The following is a 20,218-nucleotide window of genomic DNA, read 5'->3' as shown; positions in this document are numbered from 1 at the left end:
CTTTCGCATGCGCTTCCTCCTCTCCAGCCTTTCCGTCCTTATCACAGTTGCCCTTGGCGCTGCTGAAAGTTCGGCCCCCATCCCGCTCCGTGATCTCCCACTCCTCTTCGCAGATGACAGCGGCGTGGCTTCCAGTTCCGGCGTGAAGCGAACCGTGCATCCAGCCCGCACGCGCCCCGCTGCCGTGCTGGAAGGAACTCTCCCGCAAGAAGGCAGCCGCGTGTATCTGACCGGCTCCGTCTATCAGGATGAAGCCACAGGCCTCCTCAGCATGTGGTATGCGGGGCATCCGAACCTACCTGATGGAAAGAAGCCGAAGGTCGAAGGCCTGCGCACCGGCAAAGGCAACTTCGTGCTCTATGCGACCTCGAAAGACGGCATCGCCTGGGATCGTCCGAACCTTGGTCAGTTCGAGTTTCAGCGCTCGAAGGATAACAACATCATCTACGACTTCCACAGCCCCAGCGTGCTGTTTGATCCTGCGGATCCAGACACTGCACGTCGTTACAAAATGCTCGGCTCCATCACCGGTGCCTACTACAGCGCCACCTCGCCGGATGGCCTGCACTGGACAGGCCCGAAGCAGCCCATCATCAAGTCTTCCGACAATATCACCCTAACCAAAGATCCGCTCACAGGTGAGTATCTGGCGTTCGTGCGCATGCCCGCGAAGCTGCGCGGCTACCCACGCCGCACCGTTTCACTCTCACGCAGCCGAGACTTCATCGCCTGGAGCAAGCCCGAGCTGGTCTTCGCCCCGGATGAGCAGGATGATGCCTGGGCCACCGCGCCCGGCCAGCGCACGGAGGTGAACAACATGGCGGTCATTCCCCATGCAGCAGGCCTGCTCGGCTTCCCCACCATCTTCCGTGTCACCGTCACTGACCGCAATCCTGCCGAACTCGGCCACGGTCAAAGCCCCACCGATGGCACGCTGGACGTCCAACTCATCACCAGCGCCGATGGAAAAAAATGGCAGCGCACTGAGAAGCGCGAGCCCATCATCGCACGCGGTACTGAAGGCAGTTTTGATGCAGGCTCCATCTTCGGCGTCTCAAACACCGCCGTGCATGTGGGAGATGAAACCTGGATCTACTACACCGGCATGACCACCTCTCACGGCGCACCCATTCCGCCGAAGCGCATCGCCATCGGCCGTGCAGAATGGCGGAAACATGGATTCGTATCACTCGATGCGGGTAACGAAATCGCACGCATCGAAACCAAGCCCCTCACACTCTCCAAGCCGAACCTCATCGTGAATGCGAATGCTGCAGCGGGTGAAGTCCGCGTGGCTCTCCTGGAAGCCGATGGCAGTCCTATCGCAGGCCATGCCCTTGAAGACTGCACTCCGCTCAAAGCCGACTCCGTCCGCTGGTCGCCTCAGTGGAAATCTAACAGCCCGCTTCCCACCGACCGCCCCGTCCGCGTTCTCATCGAGCTTCGCCAAGCCAGCCTCTACAGTTTGTCGTGCGCTTCCGCCAAACACCCCTGACACTCACGTCACGCATGATCTCCCGTCTTCATCCGATCTATCTCTCCTTGGCTGTAACTCTGCTCACAGCCATCTCAGCCACTGCACGTGACCTTCCCGCATCCCTGACCAAGCACGCCGAGGGCCTTGTCGCCTTCTGGGATTTCAATGAAGAGGCAGGTCAACCACGCCTCTCTCATGGTGCCCAACCTTACGCGCTGAAGGAGATGAAAGGGCCCATCAAGCGCAGTGATGCCGGCGGAGTCTTCGGTCCCTATGCCGCTCGCATCAAACCCGGCCAATGGTTCATGATCGACCGTCCCGATCTTCGTGATCTGAACATTCATGGCAAGGAGGCCAAGGTCAGTGTCGTCGCCTGGGTGAAGCGCGTCGAAAAATCCTTCTGGCAGGCTATCGCTGGCGTGTGGGATGAAACTCGTGGCAAGCGCCAGTACTGCCTCTTCCTCAATGCGCCAACCGGCACGCGTGCAGACGAGATGAAGCGTTATCCTTTGGCAAACCGCATTCATGGTCACGTGTCCAGTGTCGGTGGCGGCACACCAGGCCAGAAGGTCTGCATCACCTACTCCAGCAGCGCCACCGAGATCCCCTTGGGCGAATGGCACTGCCTCGCCATGACCTATGATGGTCGCGAATCCCGCGTCTACCTGGACGGCAAGCTCGACTCCCTGGAGCAATACAACCCCTTCCCCTACACCGAAGGCCTCTTCGATGGCGGCGCGGAAGGTTCGCCCTTCACCGTCGGCGCCGTGCATCGCAGCGGCACCTGGGGAAACTTCTTCGGCGGAGTCATCGGTGGCCTCGCGGTTTATAAGAGAGCTCTGAATGAAGCCGAGATGCTCGCGCTCGCTCAAAGTGTTCCCCTGCCACCACCGACCGCCAAGGCCGCCAAAGCACAAGAACCCAAGGTCACCCCGAAAAAGGCTCCCGCCCCATGAATCTCTCCACACTCTCCTATCTTTTACGCTCGACTGGCCTAACATTATGTTTCGCAGTCATTTCTGCGGCGGCGGATGAGGCCCCCTTGCTGAAAGTCATCGACTTTGAAGCCGGCGAACTTCCTCAACTTGGACTGCAAAAAGCGCAGGACGATTCTTTAAGCATCGTCACCTCGCCCGTCCGCGCTGGCAAATATGCTGCGAAGACCTTGCTGCGGGCCAGCGATCCTGAAGTGAACAGTGGCCAGCGCGCCGAGTTCTCGGACGGCAAAAAGACGACCAAGATCGAGATGGAGAAGGACTACTGGTATGGTCTGAGCATCTTCGTTCCAGAAGAGTTCACCGCGCCGGTCAAGTCCAACGCCGTGCTCTTCCAATGGCACACGCAGCAAGGTGGTCCGAGTCCCGTGCTCTCCATTCGCGTGCAGGGCAACGAATGGCTGATCAATGGCAACGCCACAGAGAAGCGCCGCACACTCGCCAGACTGCCTCTGGTCAAAGGCAAGTGGACGGACTGGGTCGTGCATGCACGCTGGTCAGCCAAAGCAGATGGCTTCTGGACCATCTGGAAGGATGGCGTCGAGCTCGTGAACGAGCGCAACATCATCACGCAGTATCCTGAGGAACTCGGCCCCTATGCGAAGTTTGGCCAGTACCACAGCGTCGATGACAAGACACCGCAGAACATTGTCTTCTTCGATGAGTACCGCGTCGCCGGTCCGGGCGGCAGTTTTGAAGCCGTGTCTCCAGCCGCCTCCACGAAGAAGTAATTCTGTCTCTTCCTATCTCCATGCAACGCATCATCAGTTGGTTCACCAACCTCTATCCCGTCTGGACCATTGGCATCTCCATTCTGGCGCTTATCAAGCCCGAGGCTCTCATCTGGTTTAATCCCTATGTCGTCATCGCTCTCGGCTTTGTGATGCTGAACATGGGGCTGACCCTTTCGGTGAAGGACTTTAAGAGCCTCCAACGCATGCCCGGCTCAGTAGCCGTCGGCTTTGTGTTGCACTACACCATTATGCCGCTGTCCGGATGGCTGGTCGCACGCTGGCTGAAGCTTGATCCGCAGTTTGCCGTCGGCCTCATCCTCGTGGCCAGTTGCCCCTGCGGCACCGCGTCAAACCTCATGACCTATCTCGCACGTGGCAATCTCGCGCTCTCAGTCTGCCTGACGATGATCTCCACGCTGCTCGCCTTTGTCATGACACCGCTCTGGTGCCAGCAGCTCGCTGGGCATTACGTCCCAGTCAGTGCCGTCGCCATGTCTATCTCCACGTTGAAGATTGTGCTCGTTCCTGTGCTCCTCGGTTTGCTGATCAACTACCTCGCACCGAAGGTCGTGGCTCGCGTCATACCCTGGGGCCAGGTGCTGGCGGTCATCACCTTCCTCTTTGTGACCGGCAGCATCGTGGCGAAGGACGCCGAGGCCGTGAAGAATAATGCAGGCTTGCTGGCCGTCGCCGCCACGCTGCTGCATGTCCTTGGCTTTGGTCTGGGTTTCGGAGCCGCCCGCCTCCTCGGCTATCCGCTGAATATCGCCCGCACCTTGTCGATTGAGGTGGGCATGCAGAACGGCGGTCTTGCCGCAGCCCTTGCACAGGCAAACATCTCCTCCATGCCCCTTGCCGCCGTGCCCGCCGTCTTTAGCGCCTTCATCCAAACCTTGGTTGGCAGCAGCATCGCCAGCTGGTGGCGCATGCACCCCGTGAAGGAAACCGGCGACACCAAGGAAGCATGAGCCGCCGCGATATCTATTACTGGAAGTGCGATCGTCCTGCGGCCTTTCACGGCACCCAAACACGCACTCAGCCTGATGCCGAGATCGAGCAGCAGCTCGCTGTGGCATTGCGAGGCTTCTTCAATACTCAGGACATCCGCTTGAGCGCAGGCGCAGGTCAAGGTAACCACCTCACCTGGAATGCCGAGGTGGATGGCAAGAGCCTCTTCATCCGTGTCGAGAACGGTCCCGAAAAAGATGCGCATATCGCCATCGAGTCCGCCTTGATGGATCAAGTACGCGCCGCCGGAGTCTCCACGCCAAAAGTGCATGGCTGTGATGCCTCACGTCGTCGCGTGCCCTTTGCCTGGCAGGCCCTGGAACGCATCGCAGCGCCTGACCTCAATCACTGGTTCAAACAAGGCACGTTGGATGCACCAAGCATTGCACACGCCATCGGCCAGGCCGTCGCCCAATGGCAAAACATCCACTTCCAAGGCTTTGGCATCTTCGAGTGGTCCGAAGTCCAAACGAGTAACGCAGACCGCAAAACACTCCGCAGTCCTCACCCGACCTACTCGGACTACTTCTACCTTCGCCTCGAAGACCATCTCTCATTCCTGGTTTCACGAGGCTTTCTCACCGCCACTCAAAGAGACGAGATCACCACCGAGATCGAAGCGCATCGATCTCTTCTTGAGCTCGCTCCCGGCTGTCTCGTCCACAAAGACCTCGCCCTCTGGAACATTCTCGGCACTCAGCATCAAATCAGCGCCTTCATCGACTTCGATGACAGCATCAGCGGCGATTCCATGGACGACCTCTCCCTACTCGCTTGCTTTCATGATGCAGCGTTTCTTCAGCGAGCCTTTGAGGGCTATCAAGGCATCCGCGCTCTGCCCACCGAGCATCTCCGCCGCTTCTGGCTGCACCTCCTGCGGAACATGATCGTCAAAGCCGTGATCCGCGTGGGTGCAGGCTACTTTGATCGTGACGATGGCTTCTTCCTCATCAGCAGCGGCTCCTCCGGCCAGAGCCTGAAAGCCATGACTCACGCCCGCATTCAAACAGCCCTCCGTGGTCTTCGCGAGAATGCATCGCTCGACATCCTCAACGGCTAAAAAATCATCCTGCCCCAAAATCTCCTGTCAAAATCTCCTGTCAAAATCTCCTGTCAAAATCTCCTGTCAAAATCTCCTGTCAAAATTCCCTTCATGAAGTCCCACATCGGCACCTTTCTTTCCATCGGTTCACCCGCCATGTCCGAACTCGCCGCCGAGTGCGGCTTTGACTGGGTCTTGATCGACCTCGAGCACGGCTGCGAGTCCGAAGCTGCCTTGCCGAACCAATTACGTGCTCTCCGCGGCAGCCAGACGCTCGGCATCGTGCGTGTCAGCGCCCCGCATCCAGATCTGATCAGTCGCGTCCTGGACTGGGGCGCGGACGGCATCATGGTCCCGCATGTGGACACCGTGGCCCAAGCCGAGCACTGCGTGCGCTCAGCCACCTATCCTCCGAAGGGTCATCGTGGCGTCTCACGCACGGTGCGCGCCTATGGCTATGGCATGCGCATTCCAGCAGGCGAGTTGCCCAAGCCCATCATCCTCGCACAGATTGAAACCGCAGAAGGTGTCTCGAATGCGGACCAAATCGCCGCTGTAGAGGGCATTGATGCGCTCTTCATCGGTCCCGCCGATCTGTCCTATGATCTGAAGGCCCGCCAGTCTCCACGCAGCTATGATGATTGCGTGAATGCCGTCGCCAAAGCAGCGCGCGATCATGGCAAAGGCTGCGGCATCCTTGTGCGTCATGCGGATGATAAGGAGAAGCTCAAAGCGATGGGCTTTAACTGGCTCGCCATGGACTCGGATCTCTCGCTCGTGCGCGAAGGCTTCAAGCGGAACATCGAGCTGGCCCGCACATGGTGTTAACATAACCCTCACTTCCCTGCCCTGCGCTGCCAATCGCACCCTCTTGAGTGCGTATTCGTCCTCATTCATCCAACCATGAAGCCTCTCCTCACCGCCCTCTGCTTCGCCGCCACGGCCGCCTTTGCTCAGGACAAAGCCCTGCTCGATCTCTCTCTCGAGCCACCTGTGATCAATACCCAGCCCGGCCCGGAGTATGATGATCAGGTCCGCCCTGGAAACATGATCATCGGCATGGATCGCACGCCAAAGGGCCGTCTCTGGGCCGCCTGGGTGGGCAATGGTGATTCGCCAAATGGCTTCTTCATGCTCGCCAGCAGTGAGGACAATGGCAAGAGCTGGTCCAAGCCGAAGGTCGTCATCGATCCGAAGGATGGTGAACTGAATGGCGTGCGCTATGAGCGCCGCGCCCTCGTCGGCAATCTCTGGACAGACCCTCTGGGACGCCTCTGGTGCTTCTTTGATCAGAGCCTCGGCTACTTTGATGGTCGCTGCGGTGACTGGTTCATCCGCTGCGATGATCCGGATGCAGCCGAGCCCAAATGGACCGCTCCTGTACGCTTTGCCGATGGCTGCACACTGAACAAGCCCACCGTGCTTTCCAATGGCGACTGGCTCCTCCCTGTGTCTCTCTGGACTCGCGACCGCATGGGCGGCCCAGGTGTGGACAAGGAAGCGCACAAGGACCTCGATGCCATCCGCATGGCCAATGTCTTCGCCTCCACGGATCAGGGCAAGACCTGGACCCGTCGCGGTGGCGTGACTTTTCCACGCACAGACTTCGATGAGCACATGATCGTCGAGCGCAAGGACGGCAGCCTCTGGATGCTCGCCCGAACCAAGGATGGTATCAGCGAAAGCACTTCTGCGGACAAAGGCGCGACCTGGAGCGAGCCGCAGCCTTCCACCATTCAGAACTGCAGCGCGCGCTTCTTCATCCGCCGTCTCGCCAGCGGCAAACTCCTGCTCGTGAAAAACGGCCCCATCAATGTTCGCCTGCCGCGCCGCTCCAACATGAAGGCCTACCTTTCCGAGGATGATGGCAAGACCTGGGGCAAGGGTTTGCTTATCGATGATCGCAGCGAAGTCTCTTATCCTGATGGCATCCAGGATCCGGACGGCACCATCCACATCCTCTATGATTGGAACCGCCACACCGATGCGGAGATTCTGCACGTGGCCTTCACCGAAGCTGACTTTGCTCCACGCCCACTGCCGCCACCGACTCCCATGGACCATGCCAAGCCTCGCGCCACCAATGCGGCACCGGTTTTCACACCGAAGAAGACGGTGGTGAACAAAGCCCACTCGCCCAAGCTTCCCTCCTCCATCAGGCCTGACCCCAAATGGACCGCGCAGGGCCTGGAAGATGCCAAGCAGGACTTCAAGAGCATCCCCTACGATGGCTTCACGCCGAACAAAATGGTTTGCGACACGACTCTTCGCGAGCTTCCCGATGGCTCATGGATCCTCTTCATCCTCGCCGGTGGCGACACCGAGCCCAGCCCTCTGAACTACACGGGCGTCACCCGCAGCACGGACAAGGGCAAAACCTGGACACCGCTCGCGCCTTTCGATGTCGGTTTCCCGCGTGAGGGCAAAACCATCGGCCAGGGCCCGACCGAACTCATGATCCAGGGCCAGTGCAGCACGCTCTTCTTCTCCACGCATTCGAAGCACTGGGCCAATGACTGGCGCTCCTGGTATCTGACCAGCGATGACAGCTTCAATACCTGGAGCAAGCCGATCGAGGTTCCTGGCCGCTTGAAGAACCGCACCTTCATTCGCAAGCACATCGTCTGCAAAGACGGCCGCATCATGATCCCCTTCCAGCACTACATCGGCCCTGATGACGAGCAGAAGAAGGAGCCGCTCGACCGCGCCTTCACCAATCCACGCAATGGCGTGCTGATCAGCAAGGATGGCGGCACCACCTGGACCGAGCATGGCAACGTCCGTCTCACGCCGAACAGTCGCTATTTTGGTTGGGCCGAGAACGATCTCTTTGAGCATCCCGATGGCCGCATCACCATGGTCATCCGCGCGGATGGTCTCGGCGGCATGCTTTACAAGGCCGAGAGCAAGGATGGCGGTCTCACCTGGCCCGAGTTCGCCAGCATCACCCAGATCCCGAATCCGGGCAGCAAGACCACGCTGTACAATCTCGGTGGTGATACCGTGGCCATCCTGCACAACCCGAACAGCAAACATCGCAGCCCCATGGCGCTGTGGATCAGCTTCGATGGCATGAAGACCTGGCCTTATCAGCGAGTGCTCCAGCAGGAATCAGTCGATGGCCCGAAAGGCCGCATGAACTACCCAGATGGCTTTGTCAGCGCGGACAAGCAGTGGCTGCACTTTGCCTTTGATGACAACCGCCACCGCGCCGTGCATTACAGCGCCAAGCTCCCGCCTTTGCCGCCCTTGAAGTAGTGGCGATCCCACGTCATAGCTCCGCATGACTGCCGGGCATGACCTCACCGAAACCACCCTCGATGGGCCACGCCCGCGCCGCTGGGTGGTCGAGGCTTCGGAGTGTGCGGAGATGAGCACGCACCGCATCGCCCGGCTCGGCATGGATGAGGCGCTGCCGCCGTATCGCCGTGTGCGCATGGCACCTGCGGGCAGCTTTGTGCTCGCCTGTGTCAGCGGCGCTGGTGAGATCCTGCTGGATGGCCGCTGGCAGCGCGTGAAGCCCGGCATGGTCTGCCTGGCACCGCCACGTGTGCTGAATGCTTTTTATGCCACAGGTCGCGAGCGCTGGAGCTTTGCCTGGATCCGCTATGACGAGCCCTCCTTTGTCACTCCAGTTGTCGGCGCCGCATCTCCAGTCATGCCCACGGATCAGGCGGAGGGCATCCTGCGTCTCATCACCGGTTTTCGCAGTGAATGGCAGGGCGAGCGCGAGCCGCGCATGTTGCATCATTGGTTAGAGCTGCTGCATGGCACCGTCCGTCGCATGGCCCACCCCTGGCGCAGCCAGGAGCCGCGCGTGGCCAGACTGTGGGGAGATGTGGAGCAGGACCTGAAACGGGACTGGACGCTGGCCGAACTCGCCCACCGCAGTCACTGCAGCCCGGAGCACCTGCGCCGTCTGTGCATGAAGGAGCTCGGCCGCAGCCCCATGCAGCACCTGACCTGCCTGCGCATGGAGCGCGCCCGTCAGTTGCTGGAGGCCAGTCACGACAAGCTGGAAGTCGTGGCCGAAAGTGTCGGCTACGCGAACGCGGCCATCTTTTCCCGCGTGTTCAAGCGCTGGGTCGGCGTGGCTCCAGGTGAGTACCGTGGCCGGGGAGCCTGAGCAGCAAAAAAACCATCTCAGAAGATAAAAAAGCACTGGCAAAGCCTCGGACCACGTCTAAGACTCTCGCCCCACACAACACCGCGCGGTTAGCTCAGCGGTAGAGCACTGCCTTCACACGGCAGGGGTCGCAGGTTCGAACCCTGCACCGCGCACCATCTTTTGGAGTCAGTTTCACGACAAACTGTCCTCACTCCAGAGATCAGACTTTCCTCTTCCTTGGCACTTCATGTCGCGGTGCCAGCCGCCTCAATATGGTCAGACATTTCATTAGGCCAGAGCATTCTCCGCAACTCAACCCAGGCGCACTCATATCCCTGCGCATGTATGTGCCATTATTGACATAGAGTTTCGCCGCATACTCCGAAGGGAGTATGCAAGTTCTCCCAACCCTTGATTGGAAACAACTTGAGTTTTTGGAATAGCCTTCCGAACGTGGGATGCGTAAAACTGACCGCCTTAGCAAGTTCGAGAACCAAAACATCATCATGAAACCACTTGGCCTACTCCCCCTGATTGCGTTCACCGCTGTGACGCTTCACGCTGAAGAGCTGGAGAAAATCACGCAGCCCGGAGCCATCTCCGGCTCCGTCAACATCGCCTTCAACACGCGCACACGCCTCACCGCCGAAGGCAAGCCTGAGAAAGGCGCGAAGGATGTGTATGAAGTGGCGCTCAATGTCGCCAAGACCACGGAGTTCAAAGGCAAGGTGGAACGCCAGCCTTTGCTCACGAGCAAGATCCTCGGCAGCGTGGAGCAGCCCGGTCAGCTCTTCTATTCACTCGACCTCGCTGTGCTCAATCCGGTGAACATGACTCAGAAGAAAACCGTGGGCAAATGGGTCGGCACGGTGCCGATCGACAACCAGGGTGTGTATGAGCTCGCCGGCTCCGGTGACAGCAAGCATCGCGTGAGCATTGATGCCATCGGCCGCTCACCTGCTTTCACTGACAACTTCGGTGGCCGCCTCTATGGCAAAGGCAAGAAGACCGATGGCGTCATGTCCTATGTCCGCAAGTTCCAGGGCAAGGAAGTGAAGCTCGAAGTGAAGAACGTGGACCCGATGCGCTTTGAAAACGTGCAGCTGGCCCAGGGACCTGCCCAGAGCTATCCAAAGTGCACCGTCACCGGAAACCTGGACTTCGACTATGAAACAGGCAACTGGCTGACCAACGGCATCCGCTTCCACTATGCCCTCAATGGCAAGGAATATGAAGACGTGGTCACCGGCTCCATCAAGTGGGTGGAAGATCCAAACCGCGCCTCCAACGGCAAAGGCCAGTATGAGTTCAACCTCCGCTGGAATGAAGAGAAGAACAAGCCCTCCAGCACCGAGGCAGATGCCTTCAAGAGCGCCAATGACGAAGAGGCCTTCTTCGCCGTGGACAACAGCGTGCCTTCCCTGACCGGCGTCGTCTCCTATGTGGACACCATGGCCAAGTCTGGTGACGCAGACACCTGCACCGCCAGCAAGATCACCTACCAGCTGGATGCCAACCAGCTTACCAAGCAGCAGGTCATGAACTTCCTGAAGCTCTGGCTCATCGGCGTCGGCCCAACCAACGACGAATAATAGGAAACTCCTTTGTGATGAGGCGTGGTCCGCGAGGGCCACGCCCTTCTTTGTAATCGCCCTCTGTTGCTCAACTCATCTCACAGTCCCAAAGCCATGAACCCAGGACGCACTCCCCTCTTCCGCTCCGTGATGCGCGCCATGCGCGAAGCCTCCGCCCCTCACGCGCATTCACGCCGTGAGTTCCTCCGCCTCGCCAGTGCCGCAGGCTTGTCTGCCACCATCGGTCTGCACGGGCAGGAAGCGGAGAAGAAAGAAGAAAAGCCCGCCACCAATAAGATCGAAGGTCCTGTGGCCATCGTCGGCGGCGGCATCGGCGGACTCACCGCCGCTTTCCGTCTCATGCAGGCAGGCGTGGAAGTGCATCTCTATGAGGCCCAGGAGCGCTTCGGCGGCCGCATGTGGACGAAGCGAGACTTCAACAAGGACGGCATGTTTGTCGAACTTGGCGGCGAGCTGGTGGACTCCAATCACACCGATCTTATCGAGCTCGCCAAGGAGCTCGGTGTGGATCTGCAGAACCTGAAGGAGGGTGACGCAGGCGTGGACTTCTACCACTTCGGCGGAAAATTTTATACCGATAAGGACGTCATCACCGCCTTTGAGCCGCTGGCCAAAAAGATCGCCGCAGATGCGGAAGGCCTCACCGATGACAAGGGTGAATACACCGCCAAGGCACGCCAGCTCGACAACACCAGCCTCAAGGACTACATGAAGCAGGTGGGCTCAGGCACCGAGCGCTGGATTCTCCAGATGCTGGAGGTGGCCTATGTGCCCGAGTATGGCGTGGATGCGGAGAGGCAGTCCGCCCTGAACCTGATCGACTTCATCAATCCGGACACCAGCAACGGCTTCCAGATCTTTGGTGAGAGCGACGAAGCATGGCGCGTGCGTGGTGGTAATGACACCCTGCCCACGGCTGTGCAGCGCGCCATCTCCGGCAAGGTGAAGCTTCACAGTGGTCATCGCCTGGTCCGCATTCAGGAAGAAGGCAGCAAAATCAAACTGAGCTTCACCACAGACTCCAAGCTGCTCACGCCCTCCTATGCGAATGTGATCATGGCGCTGCCCTTCACCATCCTGCGCGGAATCGATGGTGTCACCGAACTGAAGCTTAGCGAAGACAAGCACAAGGCCATCCAGGAGATGGGTTACGGCACCAACCTCAAGGTCATGTACGGCTTCAGCGAGCGGCTCTGGCGCAAGCCTTTCGGCGGTCGCGAAGAGTTCTGCAATGGCGCTGTGTATGCGGACAAGAGCTTCCAGAGCGTGTGGGAAACCAGCCGCGGTCAGTCCGGTGACAGCGGCATCATCACGAACTTCATGGGCGGCACCATCGGCGCACAGTACGGCCCGGAGAACATTGAGAAATACATCGCCGAGCTGGACACCATCTTCCCTGGCCTCAAAGCCAAGGCGGATGGCAACAAGACCATGCTCAACTGGCCCAGCATGAAAACCATGCGCGGTAGCTACTCCAGCCCACTCGTGGGCCAGTACACCTGGGTCTACGGCGCGGCTGCGAAGCCCGAGCTGGACGGCAAGCTCATCTTCGCCGGAGAGCACACGAGCGGCGAGTCCCCAGGCTTCATGAACGGCGGTGTCGAAAGCGGCAACCGTGCTGCCAAGGAACTGCTGGGCGTCGAGGCATAACAACCGACTTCATTCCGAAGCCCTGCATGCATCAGCGAAAGCTCGTTGCATGCAGGGTTTCTTACGTTTTGCTGTGTCCTGAATGGCCGACTCCACCCGAGATTCCTCACTCGCAGCACTCACGGCGCTGCATCGGGCCGGTCGTCTGGATGAAGCCCAGGTCGGATATGAGGCCTGGCTTCTCGAAGCACCGGCCAGCAGTCTCGCCCTCGCAGGACTCGCTGCCATCCATGCCCAGCGTGGAGATTTCGTGAAGGCGCTGGATCATTATGCGCGTGCGCTGAAGTCCAATCCCGCGAATGCCGATGCCCACCGCCAGAAGGGCATTGTGCTTTGCAAGCTTGGCCGTCTTGAAGAAGCCATCGAATGCCTGAACCGGGCCATTGAGCTCAAGCCGGACTCATTCGTGGCTTACAACAACCGCGCCGTCGTCCTCAAAGCGCTGGAACGATTCGATGACGCCGTGGCGGACTATGATCGCGCCATCGCCATCAACTCCGAGTATCTGAGTGCCTGGAAGAATCGCGGCATCACACTCCGTGCGCTGAACCGCCTTGATGAATGCATCGCCAGTTATGATCGCGCGCTGGAGATTGATCCTGACGATGCGCAGATTTGGAACTATCGCGGCCATGTTCTGCGCCAGCAGGGGCGGCTTGCGGATTCCCTGGCAAGCTACCAAGAGGCCGTGCGCATCCGTCCTGACTATGCTGAGGCGCATTATAATCAAAGCATCGTGCTGCGTGAGTTCGGTCGCCATGCTGAGGCCATCGAATGCTGTGATCGTGCGACCGCGCTCGTTCCCGACTATGCAGACGCCTGGTGGAACAAAGCGGAGATGCTGGTTCTCACGGGGGACTTCGAGAACGGCTGGGCCATGTTTGAATGGCGCTGGAAATCTGACCGCCATGGCAAGGAGTTCCGTGATGTCGGCAAGCCTCTGTGGCTGGGTGATGGACCGCTCGAAGGCAAGCGTCTCCTGCTGAATGTTGATGGCGGTCTTGGAGACGTCATCCAGTTCTGCCGCTATGTTCCACTTTTGGTTCGGCAAGGCGCACAGGTCATTGTCGAGGCCCAGGAGGGTCTCATCCCGCTTCTGCGCGAGAGTTTTGATGCCATCGAGCTTACGCCTTATCTCAAGCCGCTGCCCGAGTTTGACTGCCACTGCCCGCAGATGAGCCTGCCAGGAGCCTTCCGGCAATCCGTGGACCAGCTCACGGCAGATCTTCCCTACCTCCGCGCCCCTGCCCTGCTCCGCGAGGCCTGGGCGGCGAAACTGGGGCCGAAGACACGGCCCCGCATCGGCCTTGTGTGGTCAGGCGGAAACCTTCATTACAAGGGCCAGGAGCACCGCAGCATCCCGCTGGAGCAGATGAAGAGCCTGCTAACCAACGATGCCGAGTTCCACTGTCTGCAAAAAGAGATCCTCGAAAGCGACCGCGCCGCACTCGCCAGTCTTCCCATTCAGACATGGGAGGCGGAGCTTCATGACTTCGCCGAGACCGCGGCGCTCATCGCTCAGATGGACCTCGTCATCAGCGTGGACACGGCTGTGGGACACCTCACCGGAGCCATGGGCCAGCAGGTCTGGATCATCCTCCCCTTTGATCCCGACATGCGCTGGATGCTGAACCGGACAGACACGCCCTGGTATCCCGACGTCATGCACCTCTTCCGCCAGCCTTCCCTCGGAGACTGGGCCACGCCTCTGGCACGTGTGCGTGAGGAGATGCTTCGATGGATCGGCTAACAGGTAGAGAAGCCCCCTCCAAGGCATCTGTGCACTCTGCGCTATCTGCGGTTAAAATTCAGGACTCCCCGAAGTCTCGGAGCCTTCAAAAAATGTAAGAAAAAACTTAGTTGCGCACAAGATGCGCGCCATCTAACCCCTGCTCATGGCAGCTGACGACAGCTCGATCAACGACGCACCCAGCCAGGTTTCTGACCGGGCTCGGGGACCCGAGGCTTTTTCCGCCACGCGCTGGAGCATGGTCTTCCGTGCTGCCGATGACAAAGACCAGCGTTCTAAAAAAGATCTCGAGGACATCTGCCGCGCCTGCTGGTATCCCATCTATGCCTTTGTGCGGCGCCAGGGCTACTCACCAGAAGATTCGCAGGATCTGGCCCAGGGCTTCTTTGCCCACGTGCTGCAAAACAATGTGCTTTCCCATGCCGATCCTGAGCGCGGTCGTTTTCGCTCCTTCCTCCTCGGTGCCGTACGGCACTTTGTGAGCAATGAAGCGCGTAAAAACCGCGCCGAGAAACGCGGTGGACGAATCACCTTTGTTCCCGTGGATTGTGATGAAGGTGAGGAGCGCTATGAGCGCGAGATCGCGCACCCCGACACACCCGAAAAACTGTTTCAAAGAAGCTGGGCGGAGAACCTCCTCCAGCGCGCTCTTGATGCCTTGAAGCGCGACTACGAGCGCCAGGGCAAGGTGAACCTCTTCAATGCTCTTCAACCCTTCCTCGCCGGTGGCTCAAACCCTGACTCTTACCAGGGCCTCGGGAAGCAGCTCGGCATGAGCTCCGGCACGGTAGCCGTCGCGGTCTTTCGCATGAGGAAGCGCTATGGTGAGGTGCTCCGCCACGAGATCGCCCAGACGGTGGAAGATCCTGCGGACATCGAGCAGGAGATCCGTCTGCTGCTCGATGCCGTTGCGGCCTAACCATGGATTGGATCAGGATCAGGCTCAAGCCATGTCCTGGGCCGTGAAGATGATCTCATTGCCAAAGCGCACATTGCTGTGGTCATAGGTCGCCCGGATGTTGTTCGCGAAGAACTGTAGATCCCTTTCCTCCTGTGATCCATGGATCACCTGCGTCAGCGCAAGGTCCACATTTTCCAGCATCACACGGATGCCGCTGGCTGTGCCAGTGGGGTCACCCTGGCCGAGTGTGGCATTCGCGGGAGGGCCGATGCGCTCCTGGAGACTCTCATAGGCATTCTTCACCGTGTCCGGGATGCGCTCTTTAAACGTGCCTGCGGCCGAGCCCTGACCACGTGTGGCAATGAACGACAGACTATGGCCGAGGAAAGCACCGACATCATGGCGGTTGCCCGTGCGATGCGGACCACCAGCATCATCTCCGCCGCGCGGCTTGGTCAGCCAGGCGCCATGACTCTCGATCTTCAGATACAGGCGGTCCTCAGGCATCTTCAACCCGGGATTGGTGGACATGCCTCCGTAAAGAAGCGTCTTCATGCCATGCGGCAGCGTCTTGTCGAAGTCCGGACCGCCGCCGTTCGCATCGATGCCGCGATGCCCCTCGCCACCTGTCGTCTGGAAGGCCGTGATGTGAGATGAGTCACGCTGATAGGCCGTGTTGTTGGAATCGAGGAAGGTTTTGATACGACCTCCTGGGTCCGCGATGTTGAAGGCCCCTTCCTTAAAGCTGCCTTTGGAGTTCTCCGCCTTCACCTGGAGGAAGAACATGATGTCTGTCATGTCCTTCTGCGTGCACGTGCGCCCGATCGGGTTTCCTGCGGTGAGATCAGAGACAAGTCGGTAGCCGTCGTCCACCTTGTCTTGCAGTGCCTGCTGCATCTGCAATTGCGTCATGCCTTTGGGAATGCGCCCGGGCAGGATGCTCGGATCCACATGCACCAGCCCGCCATTGTTCGGCAGATTGATGGCGATCGGTCCCTGATGACGGCTGCTTGAGGTCGCCGCATCATAGATCTTGCCAGCCAGGGCTTTCAGACCTTCCGAAATACCCAGTGTGCCCACGGCAAGCAGAGCGCGAAAAGCAGAGCCGACTCCCACCAGCACGGCTGAGAACCGGCGCATGTGAATGCTGGGCTGTGGAATCTGCTGCCCTCCCTGCTGCTGCGCCAGATGCGGCGCCTGAGGAAGCTGGCCGCCGAGCTGAGGCGGAACATAACCCTGCTGGGGCGGCACATTGTTTTGACCTGCATCGATGCCTTGATCGTGAGGAAGAGGAGGCAGCCCGCCGAGGAGGGGTTGCTGGAGATGAACAGACATGGCGTTCGAAGTGGAATGAAGTTTCCGTTCAGTTTCAGGAGATGTGGGCAGTCTGGATCAGGCACGGATCATGGAGCCGGCTTCCGCAGGAATCTCACCTTCAGAGTCACTGCTCATTTCAGCGATGACATTGATCCAGTGCTGGGACACAGCAGCCAGCTTGCTGATGATCTGCGGCATCTGCGCAGGCTCTGCCAGCGGCAGGTCGACCATGTAGTTCAGGCAGATGAGGTCCGTCGTGCGGTCGACACCCAGCGTGCCGCCCTGCGTGAGATTCCAGCAGTAGTTCGCGCGCAGCAGTTCCAGCATGATGGCACCGCGTGACACGTCTTCCGGCAGCTTCGCGATCGGCACCGTCAGGATCAAGGTGCGGGTGGATTCATCCAGGTAGATCATCACGATGATCTTCTCATCCAGCGTGATGATGCACTGGTTCTCGTCCGTGAGCTTCAGCGGATCTCCGCTCAGTGCTTCAGGCAGGATATCTTCGGCGACGCGCTGGAGGAGTTCGTTGGTATGTTGATGCAGGTTCATGAGCGATGAAGAGTGTGGCTTTGCAGAGATTCGAGGGCCGGTGTCATGGCATTGGCAAACTCTTCCTGCCAAGTCACAGTTTGGTCACCCGTCAGCCAGCCCCAACGGGGTGACTCCACGGAGCTCTGCTGGACGATGAGACGGCCTGGCAGCGAGTGACCGCCGATCAACGCCTGGTCCATGGCAACCAGCAAACGCTCCAGCAGCACAAAGCGGCGCTGCACGGCATCGATCACACGCGCCGCATCCGCATAGGCTCCGCCCCATGGCGTCTGAATGAAGACACTCAGCGGGCCATGCTGGAGATAGCAGTGGAGGAACCAGGAGTTTGTTCCGTAACCATCGTGCCCGAGCAGGAAGAAATCCTCCACCGGCGTGTCGGTCGTCTCGATGATGTAGCTCTCGAGGTCATACAGGCGTGGAACGTCCACGCGGGATCCCCAGACCCAGTCTCGACGGCGCAGGACGTGTGGCTGCAAAGGCTCCGGCACCTGCGGCGATGGCAGCCGGTGGCGGCGGAGTGTGGAGGTCATGTCACGAAGGCCTTTCATATGCGATGTGTCCGTTCGTGTTATGAGATTCCCAGTTCAGCAAACGGGTCGAAGGGTCTCTCCATACGCGCATGATCTCGCTGCCAGTAGCTGGTGGGCACGTCTTTGTTCCCGACCCTGACCGTGGTATTTTCAAGCTTCTCCGTCACCTCCTTCGTCCCCCACTGATCCGGGCGGATGATCCCTCCGGGGGTCTGCTCCAGCTTAGTGACGTGCCCCTTCAATTTGCCTAATCGGGACTTGGCGGCGGCAATGGTGGCATCATCAAACATGTCTCCGCACAATCTCGCAACATCGTCATCTGACAACCCGCGAATGGCGATGGCCATGTCAGTGTCGATCACGGGTGGCATTCCAGGCAGATGAACCGCATGCCTGCCCACAATCTTGGAGGCATCATCGGGCTCAGGACCCATGCAGAAGTCACTGTCGATGGCTTTCACGCCGGTGATCACGCCCTGATCATTCGTTTGGACGAGATAGTTGCCGCCATGTCGGTCCGCCTGGCCTGTGATGATGTCCAGGAGCTGGAGTTTCATCAGCTCTTTCTGGGCCACACCAGGATTGCCCGTCACGCCCACCGTGTCCTTCGCCGTCTTTCCACCCGCCAGTTCCATGACAATGCCTGTCTGGTCCTGATGACGGGCAAAGTCAGTCCCCACGGAGACATTGAAGCCGAGACGCGTGTCCAGCTTGGAGGTGAAGACCGCGCGCTCAAGCAGCTTGGGATTGCTCTGGTCGATGCCCAGCTTGGCCGGAGCTCCGAAGCGCCCCCCATCCGGATGAATCAACTGCTCGTCATCATATTTGTGCACCCGGCTGACCTCTCCGCCACCTTGGTGATACTCACCTTTGGAAACCGTGTGCGCCGCACCGGAACCGATCGGCTTCATTCTGGAGCGCAGATTGTCATCCTTGAAGGTCGTGACATTGTTCTGGAGGAACTCCTCGCGGACAGCCCGGCCAAGCATGCGCATCCGCGGCTGGAACGAGGCAATTTCAGGCACTTCACCTTTGTCGGTCAAAGGCCTGTCGAGACACAGCTGACGCTCTACATTCAGCAGGTTGCGGTTCATTCCGCCTAACTGGGCCGGGGTATAACCCCCACGCTTCAGCGCAATACTGATGGCTCCGCTAACGATGTCATCATTACCGCCTCGCGCAGGGATATTCAACCCCGTCAACGATTGAGTGGTCTGGGTATTGAGACCGGTCAATCGTCCCACCAGTGTGTTTCTCTCTGTCACCGTGCTGGGTGCCCCATGGTTGATCGTCCCCAGCATGGTGCCCATTTCGGGACTGCGGGCCAGCTGCTGGCGCAGCACGGCACGCTGCATCGTTTGCAGGTCCACCTTGTCCTTGTCAGTCAGGCGGGAGGTGTCGGCTGAGGCGAGTTGCTTGGAAACTTCAGTCAGCTGGTCATCGGAGAGCTTTCCGAGCTCCACATCCATGCGGCTCGAAAGGAGATCCGTGCGTGATGCCCAAGGAGCGTTCCGGTGCATGACCTTCACATCATTCCGGAGCGTGGCCATCATGTCCGGATCGGACACATCGGAGTTCTTCCCAGAAGCCAGCCGGGACACGAGGCTTTCTACCTTGCCGCTGAACTCCTTGTGCCGGGCATTGAAGCGCGTAGCAGCCTGGCTGGCCCCCTGGTCTGTGTCAAACTTCGCTCCTTCCCAACCGTGCTTCAGACGGGAGGTGAAACGCTCCCAGGTGGTCTTCGGAGTGAATGCGCGCTGAATGCCACCACCACCCTCCTCGGCCTTCATGCCGCCGAGGCGCTGGTCACCACCCTCACCAATCCCACCCTGCTGCACTTGCGGCAGGATCGTTGGATATGAGACAGAAAGAGAAGAGGCTTGAGTGACTGGCATGGCCTTGGTCGTTGAGGCTGACTAGTTCAGGAAGGAATCAGACGCGGATAAAGCCGGCGGGGCCGGACATAGGTTCATCCGGAGTGTGATGATCATCACTGATGGCATGCTCCTCCTCAGCATCCAGGATCTCCGCTGTCCACGCCTGCGCGTAGCCCACAAAGGCCTCCAGGACGCTGATGAATCGCTCCGAGGTGATGACCGAGAGATCAAAGGCCTGGCAAAGCAGCACCTCGCCGCGTTGCTCATCCAGCCCCAGCACAGCACCACCCGTGCCCTGGCCAAAAAGATTGCCTGCCAGCAGCTTGTGCAGCAGCCGCACATTGTCGCCAGGGTGAGGCCCCACGACGGAGAAAGCCTGCACATTGTCTGAACCCACCTGATGCTCGATATCGATCACCAAGCTGCCATCCAGCACGATGCGGCAGACATTGTCGTCATTCAGCGCCAGATTCGGCAGGCCGATGTGGGCGCCCAGAGCGCTAAGGAGCGAGGCGAGACGGGGATCTGTATCAGGCATGGGAGTAAAAAGCTGAAGTGAAACTGTCAGGCTCGCTATTGCCCCTGACACCCGATGGAGGTCAAGACAATCGTGATCACTGAGTGCAGTGCGGCTTCATTCATACATAACCGTCATCAGGCACAAGCATTACACATGCCT

17 protein-coding genes and 1 tRNA gene are annotated in these 20,218 nt (G+C 59.3%); 13 read left to right on the top strand and 5 right to left on the bottom strand.

The features are described 5' to 3' along the window. Positions 1 to 7: 7 nt before the first annotated feature. From BGE01nite_RS15170 to BGE01nite_RS15110, 13 genes are all read left to right on the top strand, one after another. Positions 8 to 1,495 (top strand): glycoside hydrolase family protein, encoded by a 1,488-nt coding sequence (locus BGE01nite_RS15170; RefSeq protein ID WP_146851331.1) that lies wholly within the window; start codon positions 8 to 10, stop codon positions 1,493 to 1,495. Positions 1,496 to 1,509: 14 nt separating this feature from the next. Beyond that, positions 1,510 to 2,433, top strand: coding sequence for a LamG domain-containing protein (locus BGE01nite_RS15165; protein WP_146851330.1), 924 nt, complete (start codon positions 1,510 to 1,512; stop codon positions 2,431 to 2,433). Then, a complete protein-coding gene (locus tag BGE01nite_RS15160; protein WP_146851329.1) occupies positions 2,430 to 3,203 on the top strand; it encodes a polysaccharide lyase family 20 protein in 774 nt (257 codons plus the stop codon). Before BGE01nite_RS15165 ends, BGE01nite_RS15160 begins: the two co-directional genes overlap by 4 nt. A 20-nt stretch (positions 3,204 to 3,223) precedes the next feature. Further along, positions 3,224 to 4,174, top strand: a complete 951-nt coding sequence (locus BGE01nite_RS15155) for a bile acid:sodium symporter family protein (RefSeq protein WP_146851328.1) — start codon at positions 3,224 to 3,226, stop codon at positions 4,172 to 4,174. Beyond that, complete coding sequence (locus BGE01nite_RS15150) at positions 4,171 to 5,274, top strand: phosphotransferase (protein WP_146851327.1); 1,104 nt, start codon at positions 4,171 to 4,173, stop codon at positions 5,272 to 5,274. The genes BGE01nite_RS15155 and BGE01nite_RS15150 overlap by 4 nt, the downstream gene beginning before the upstream one ends. A gap of 93 nt (positions 5,275 to 5,367) precedes the next feature. After that, positions 5,368 to 6,084 carry an HpcH/HpaI aldolase family protein gene (locus BGE01nite_RS15145; protein WP_146851326.1) on the top strand — a complete coding sequence of 239 codons (717 nt, stop codon included), beginning with the start codon at positions 5,368 to 5,370 and terminating at the stop codon, positions 6,082 to 6,084. Positions 6,085 to 6,159: 75 nt separating this feature from the next. Next, positions 6,160 to 8,514, top strand: coding sequence for a sialidase family protein (locus tag BGE01nite_RS15140; protein WP_146851325.1), 2,355 nt, complete (start codon positions 6,160 to 6,162; stop codon positions 8,512 to 8,514). Between the two features lie 25 nt (positions 8,515 to 8,539). Next, the gene (locus BGE01nite_RS15135) at positions 8,540 to 9,382 is read left to right on the top strand and encodes a helix-turn-helix transcriptional regulator (RefSeq protein ID WP_146851324.1); all 843 of its coding nucleotides are present in this window, start codon (positions 8,540 to 8,542) and stop codon (positions 9,380 to 9,382) included. Between the two features lie 83 nt (positions 9,383 to 9,465). Then, positions 9,466 to 9,540, top strand: a tRNA-Val gene (locus tag BGE01nite_RS15130). 330 nt (positions 9,541 to 9,870) lie between these two features. Beyond that, positions 9,871 to 10,956, top strand: coding sequence for a hypothetical protein (locus BGE01nite_RS15125; RefSeq protein ID WP_146851323.1), 1,086 nt, complete (start codon positions 9,871 to 9,873; stop codon positions 10,954 to 10,956). Positions 10,957 to 11,052: 96 nt separating this feature from the next. Beyond that, positions 11,053 to 12,609 carry a flavin monoamine oxidase family protein gene (locus tag BGE01nite_RS15120; RefSeq protein WP_146851322.1) on the top strand — a complete coding sequence of 519 codons (1,557 nt, stop codon included), beginning with the start codon at positions 11,053 to 11,055 and terminating at the stop codon, positions 12,607 to 12,609. 82 nt (positions 12,610 to 12,691) lie between these two features. Further along, a complete protein-coding gene (locus tag BGE01nite_RS15115; protein ID WP_146851321.1) occupies positions 12,692 to 14,359 on the top strand; it encodes a tetratricopeptide repeat protein in 1,668 nt (555 codons plus the stop codon). A gap of 145 nt (positions 14,360 to 14,504) precedes the next feature. Then, positions 14,505 to 15,278, top strand: a complete 774-nt coding sequence (locus BGE01nite_RS15110; RefSeq protein WP_146851320.1) for an RNA polymerase sigma factor — start codon at positions 14,505 to 14,507, stop codon at positions 15,276 to 15,278. A 24-nt stretch (positions 15,279 to 15,302) separates the two neighbouring features. Here the strand turns inward: BGE01nite_RS15110 and BGE01nite_RS15105 are convergent, their stop codons facing one another. Genes BGE01nite_RS15105 through BGE01nite_RS15085 form a run of 5 tightly spaced genes read right to left on the bottom strand, consistent with a single transcriptional unit; the run spans position 15,303 to position 20,077 of the window. Continuing rightward, on the bottom strand, positions 15,303 to 16,595 hold the full coding sequence (locus BGE01nite_RS15105; protein ID WP_146851319.1) for a hypothetical protein: 1,293 nt from the start codon (positions 16,593 to 16,595) through the stop codon (positions 15,303 to 15,305). A gap of 57 nt (positions 16,596 to 16,652) precedes the next feature. Next, positions 16,653 to 17,129 (bottom strand): CesT family type III secretion system chaperone, encoded by a 477-nt coding sequence (locus BGE01nite_RS15100; RefSeq protein WP_146851318.1) that lies wholly within the window; start codon positions 17,127 to 17,129, stop codon positions 16,653 to 16,655. Beyond that, positions 17,126 to 17,662: a hypothetical protein gene (locus tag BGE01nite_RS15095; protein ID WP_146851317.1), complete on the bottom strand. Its 537-nt coding sequence runs from the start codon at positions 17,660 to 17,662 to the stop codon at positions 17,126 to 17,128. Before BGE01nite_RS15095 ends, BGE01nite_RS15100 begins: the two co-directional genes overlap by 4 nt. A gap of 38 nt (positions 17,663 to 17,700) precedes the next feature. Further along, complete coding sequence (locus tag BGE01nite_RS15090) at positions 17,701 to 19,557, bottom strand: hypothetical protein (RefSeq protein WP_146851316.1); 1,857 nt, start codon at positions 19,555 to 19,557, stop codon at positions 17,701 to 17,703. A gap of 37 nt (positions 19,558 to 19,594) precedes the next feature. Beyond that, the gene (locus tag BGE01nite_RS15085; RefSeq protein ID WP_146851315.1) at positions 19,595 to 20,077 is read right to left on the bottom strand and encodes a type III secretion system chaperone; all 483 of its coding nucleotides are present in this window, start codon (positions 20,075 to 20,077) and stop codon (positions 19,595 to 19,597) included. Positions 20,078 to 20,218 lie beyond the last annotated feature (141 nt).

The sequence above is a fragment of the Prosthecobacter gellanilyticus genome (assembly GCF_007992435.1).
In the GTDB taxonomy this organism is placed as follows: domain Bacteria; phylum Verrucomicrobiota; class Verrucomicrobiia; order Verrucomicrobiales; family Verrucomicrobiaceae; genus Prosthecobacter; species Prosthecobacter gellanilyticus.
Note: the sequence above shows the minus strand (reverse complement) of the source record. Positions and strands in the feature narration are given on the sequence as shown.

Coding starts and splice junctions, on each gene's coding strand:
- BGE01nite_RS15160 (WP_146851329.1), top strand. CDS start 2,430: ATGAATCTCTCCACACTCTCCTATCTTTTACGCTCGACTGGCCTAACA.
- BGE01nite_RS15155 (WP_146851328.1), top strand. CDS start 3,224: ATGCAACGCATCATCAGTTGGTTCACCAACCTCTATCCCGTCTGGACC.
- BGE01nite_RS15120 (WP_146851322.1), top strand. CDS start 11,053: ATGAACCCAGGACGCACTCCCCTCTTCCGCTCCGTGATGCGCGCCATG.
- BGE01nite_RS15135 (WP_146851324.1), top strand. CDS start 8,540: ATGACTGCCGGGCATGACCTCACCGAAACCACCCTCGATGGGCCACGC.
- BGE01nite_RS15085 (WP_146851315.1), bottom strand. CDS start 20,077: ATGCCTGATACAGATCCCCGTCTCGCCTCGCTCCTTAGCGCTCTGGGC.
- BGE01nite_RS15115 (WP_146851321.1), top strand. CDS start 12,692: ATGGCCGACTCCACCCGAGATTCCTCACTCGCAGCACTCACGGCGCTG.
- BGE01nite_RS15090 (WP_146851316.1), bottom strand. CDS start 19,557: ATGCCAGTCACTCAAGCCTCTTCTCTTTCTGTCTCATATCCAACGATC.
- BGE01nite_RS15170 (WP_146851331.1), top strand. CDS start 8: ATGCGCTTCCTCCTCTCCAGCCTTTCCGTCCTTATCACAGTTGCCCTT.
- BGE01nite_RS15110 (WP_146851320.1), top strand. CDS start 14,505: ATGGCAGCTGACGACAGCTCGATCAACGACGCACCCAGCCAGGTTTCT.
- BGE01nite_RS15105 (WP_146851319.1), bottom strand. CDS start 16,595: ATGTCTGTTCATCTCCAGCAACCCCTCCTCGGCGGGCTGCCTCCTCTT.
- BGE01nite_RS15095 (WP_146851317.1), bottom strand. CDS start 17,662: ATGACCTCCACACTCCGCCGCCACCGGCTGCCATCGCCGCAGGTGCCG.
- BGE01nite_RS15150 (WP_146851327.1), top strand. CDS start 4,171: ATGAGCCGCCGCGATATCTATTACTGGAAGTGCGATCGTCCTGCGGCC.
- BGE01nite_RS15145 (WP_146851326.1), top strand. CDS start 5,368: ATGAAGTCCCACATCGGCACCTTTCTTTCCATCGGTTCACCCGCCATG.
- BGE01nite_RS15125 (WP_146851323.1), top strand. CDS start 9,871: ATGAAACCACTTGGCCTACTCCCCCTGATTGCGTTCACCGCTGTGACG.
- BGE01nite_RS15140 (WP_146851325.1), top strand. CDS start 6,160: ATGAAGCCTCTCCTCACCGCCCTCTGCTTCGCCGCCACGGCCGCCTTT.
- BGE01nite_RS15165 (WP_146851330.1), top strand. CDS start 1,510: ATGATCTCCCGTCTTCATCCGATCTATCTCTCCTTGGCTGTAACTCTG.
- BGE01nite_RS15100 (WP_146851318.1), bottom strand. CDS start 17,129: ATGAACCTGCATCAACATACCAACGAACTCCTCCAGCGCGTCGCCGAA.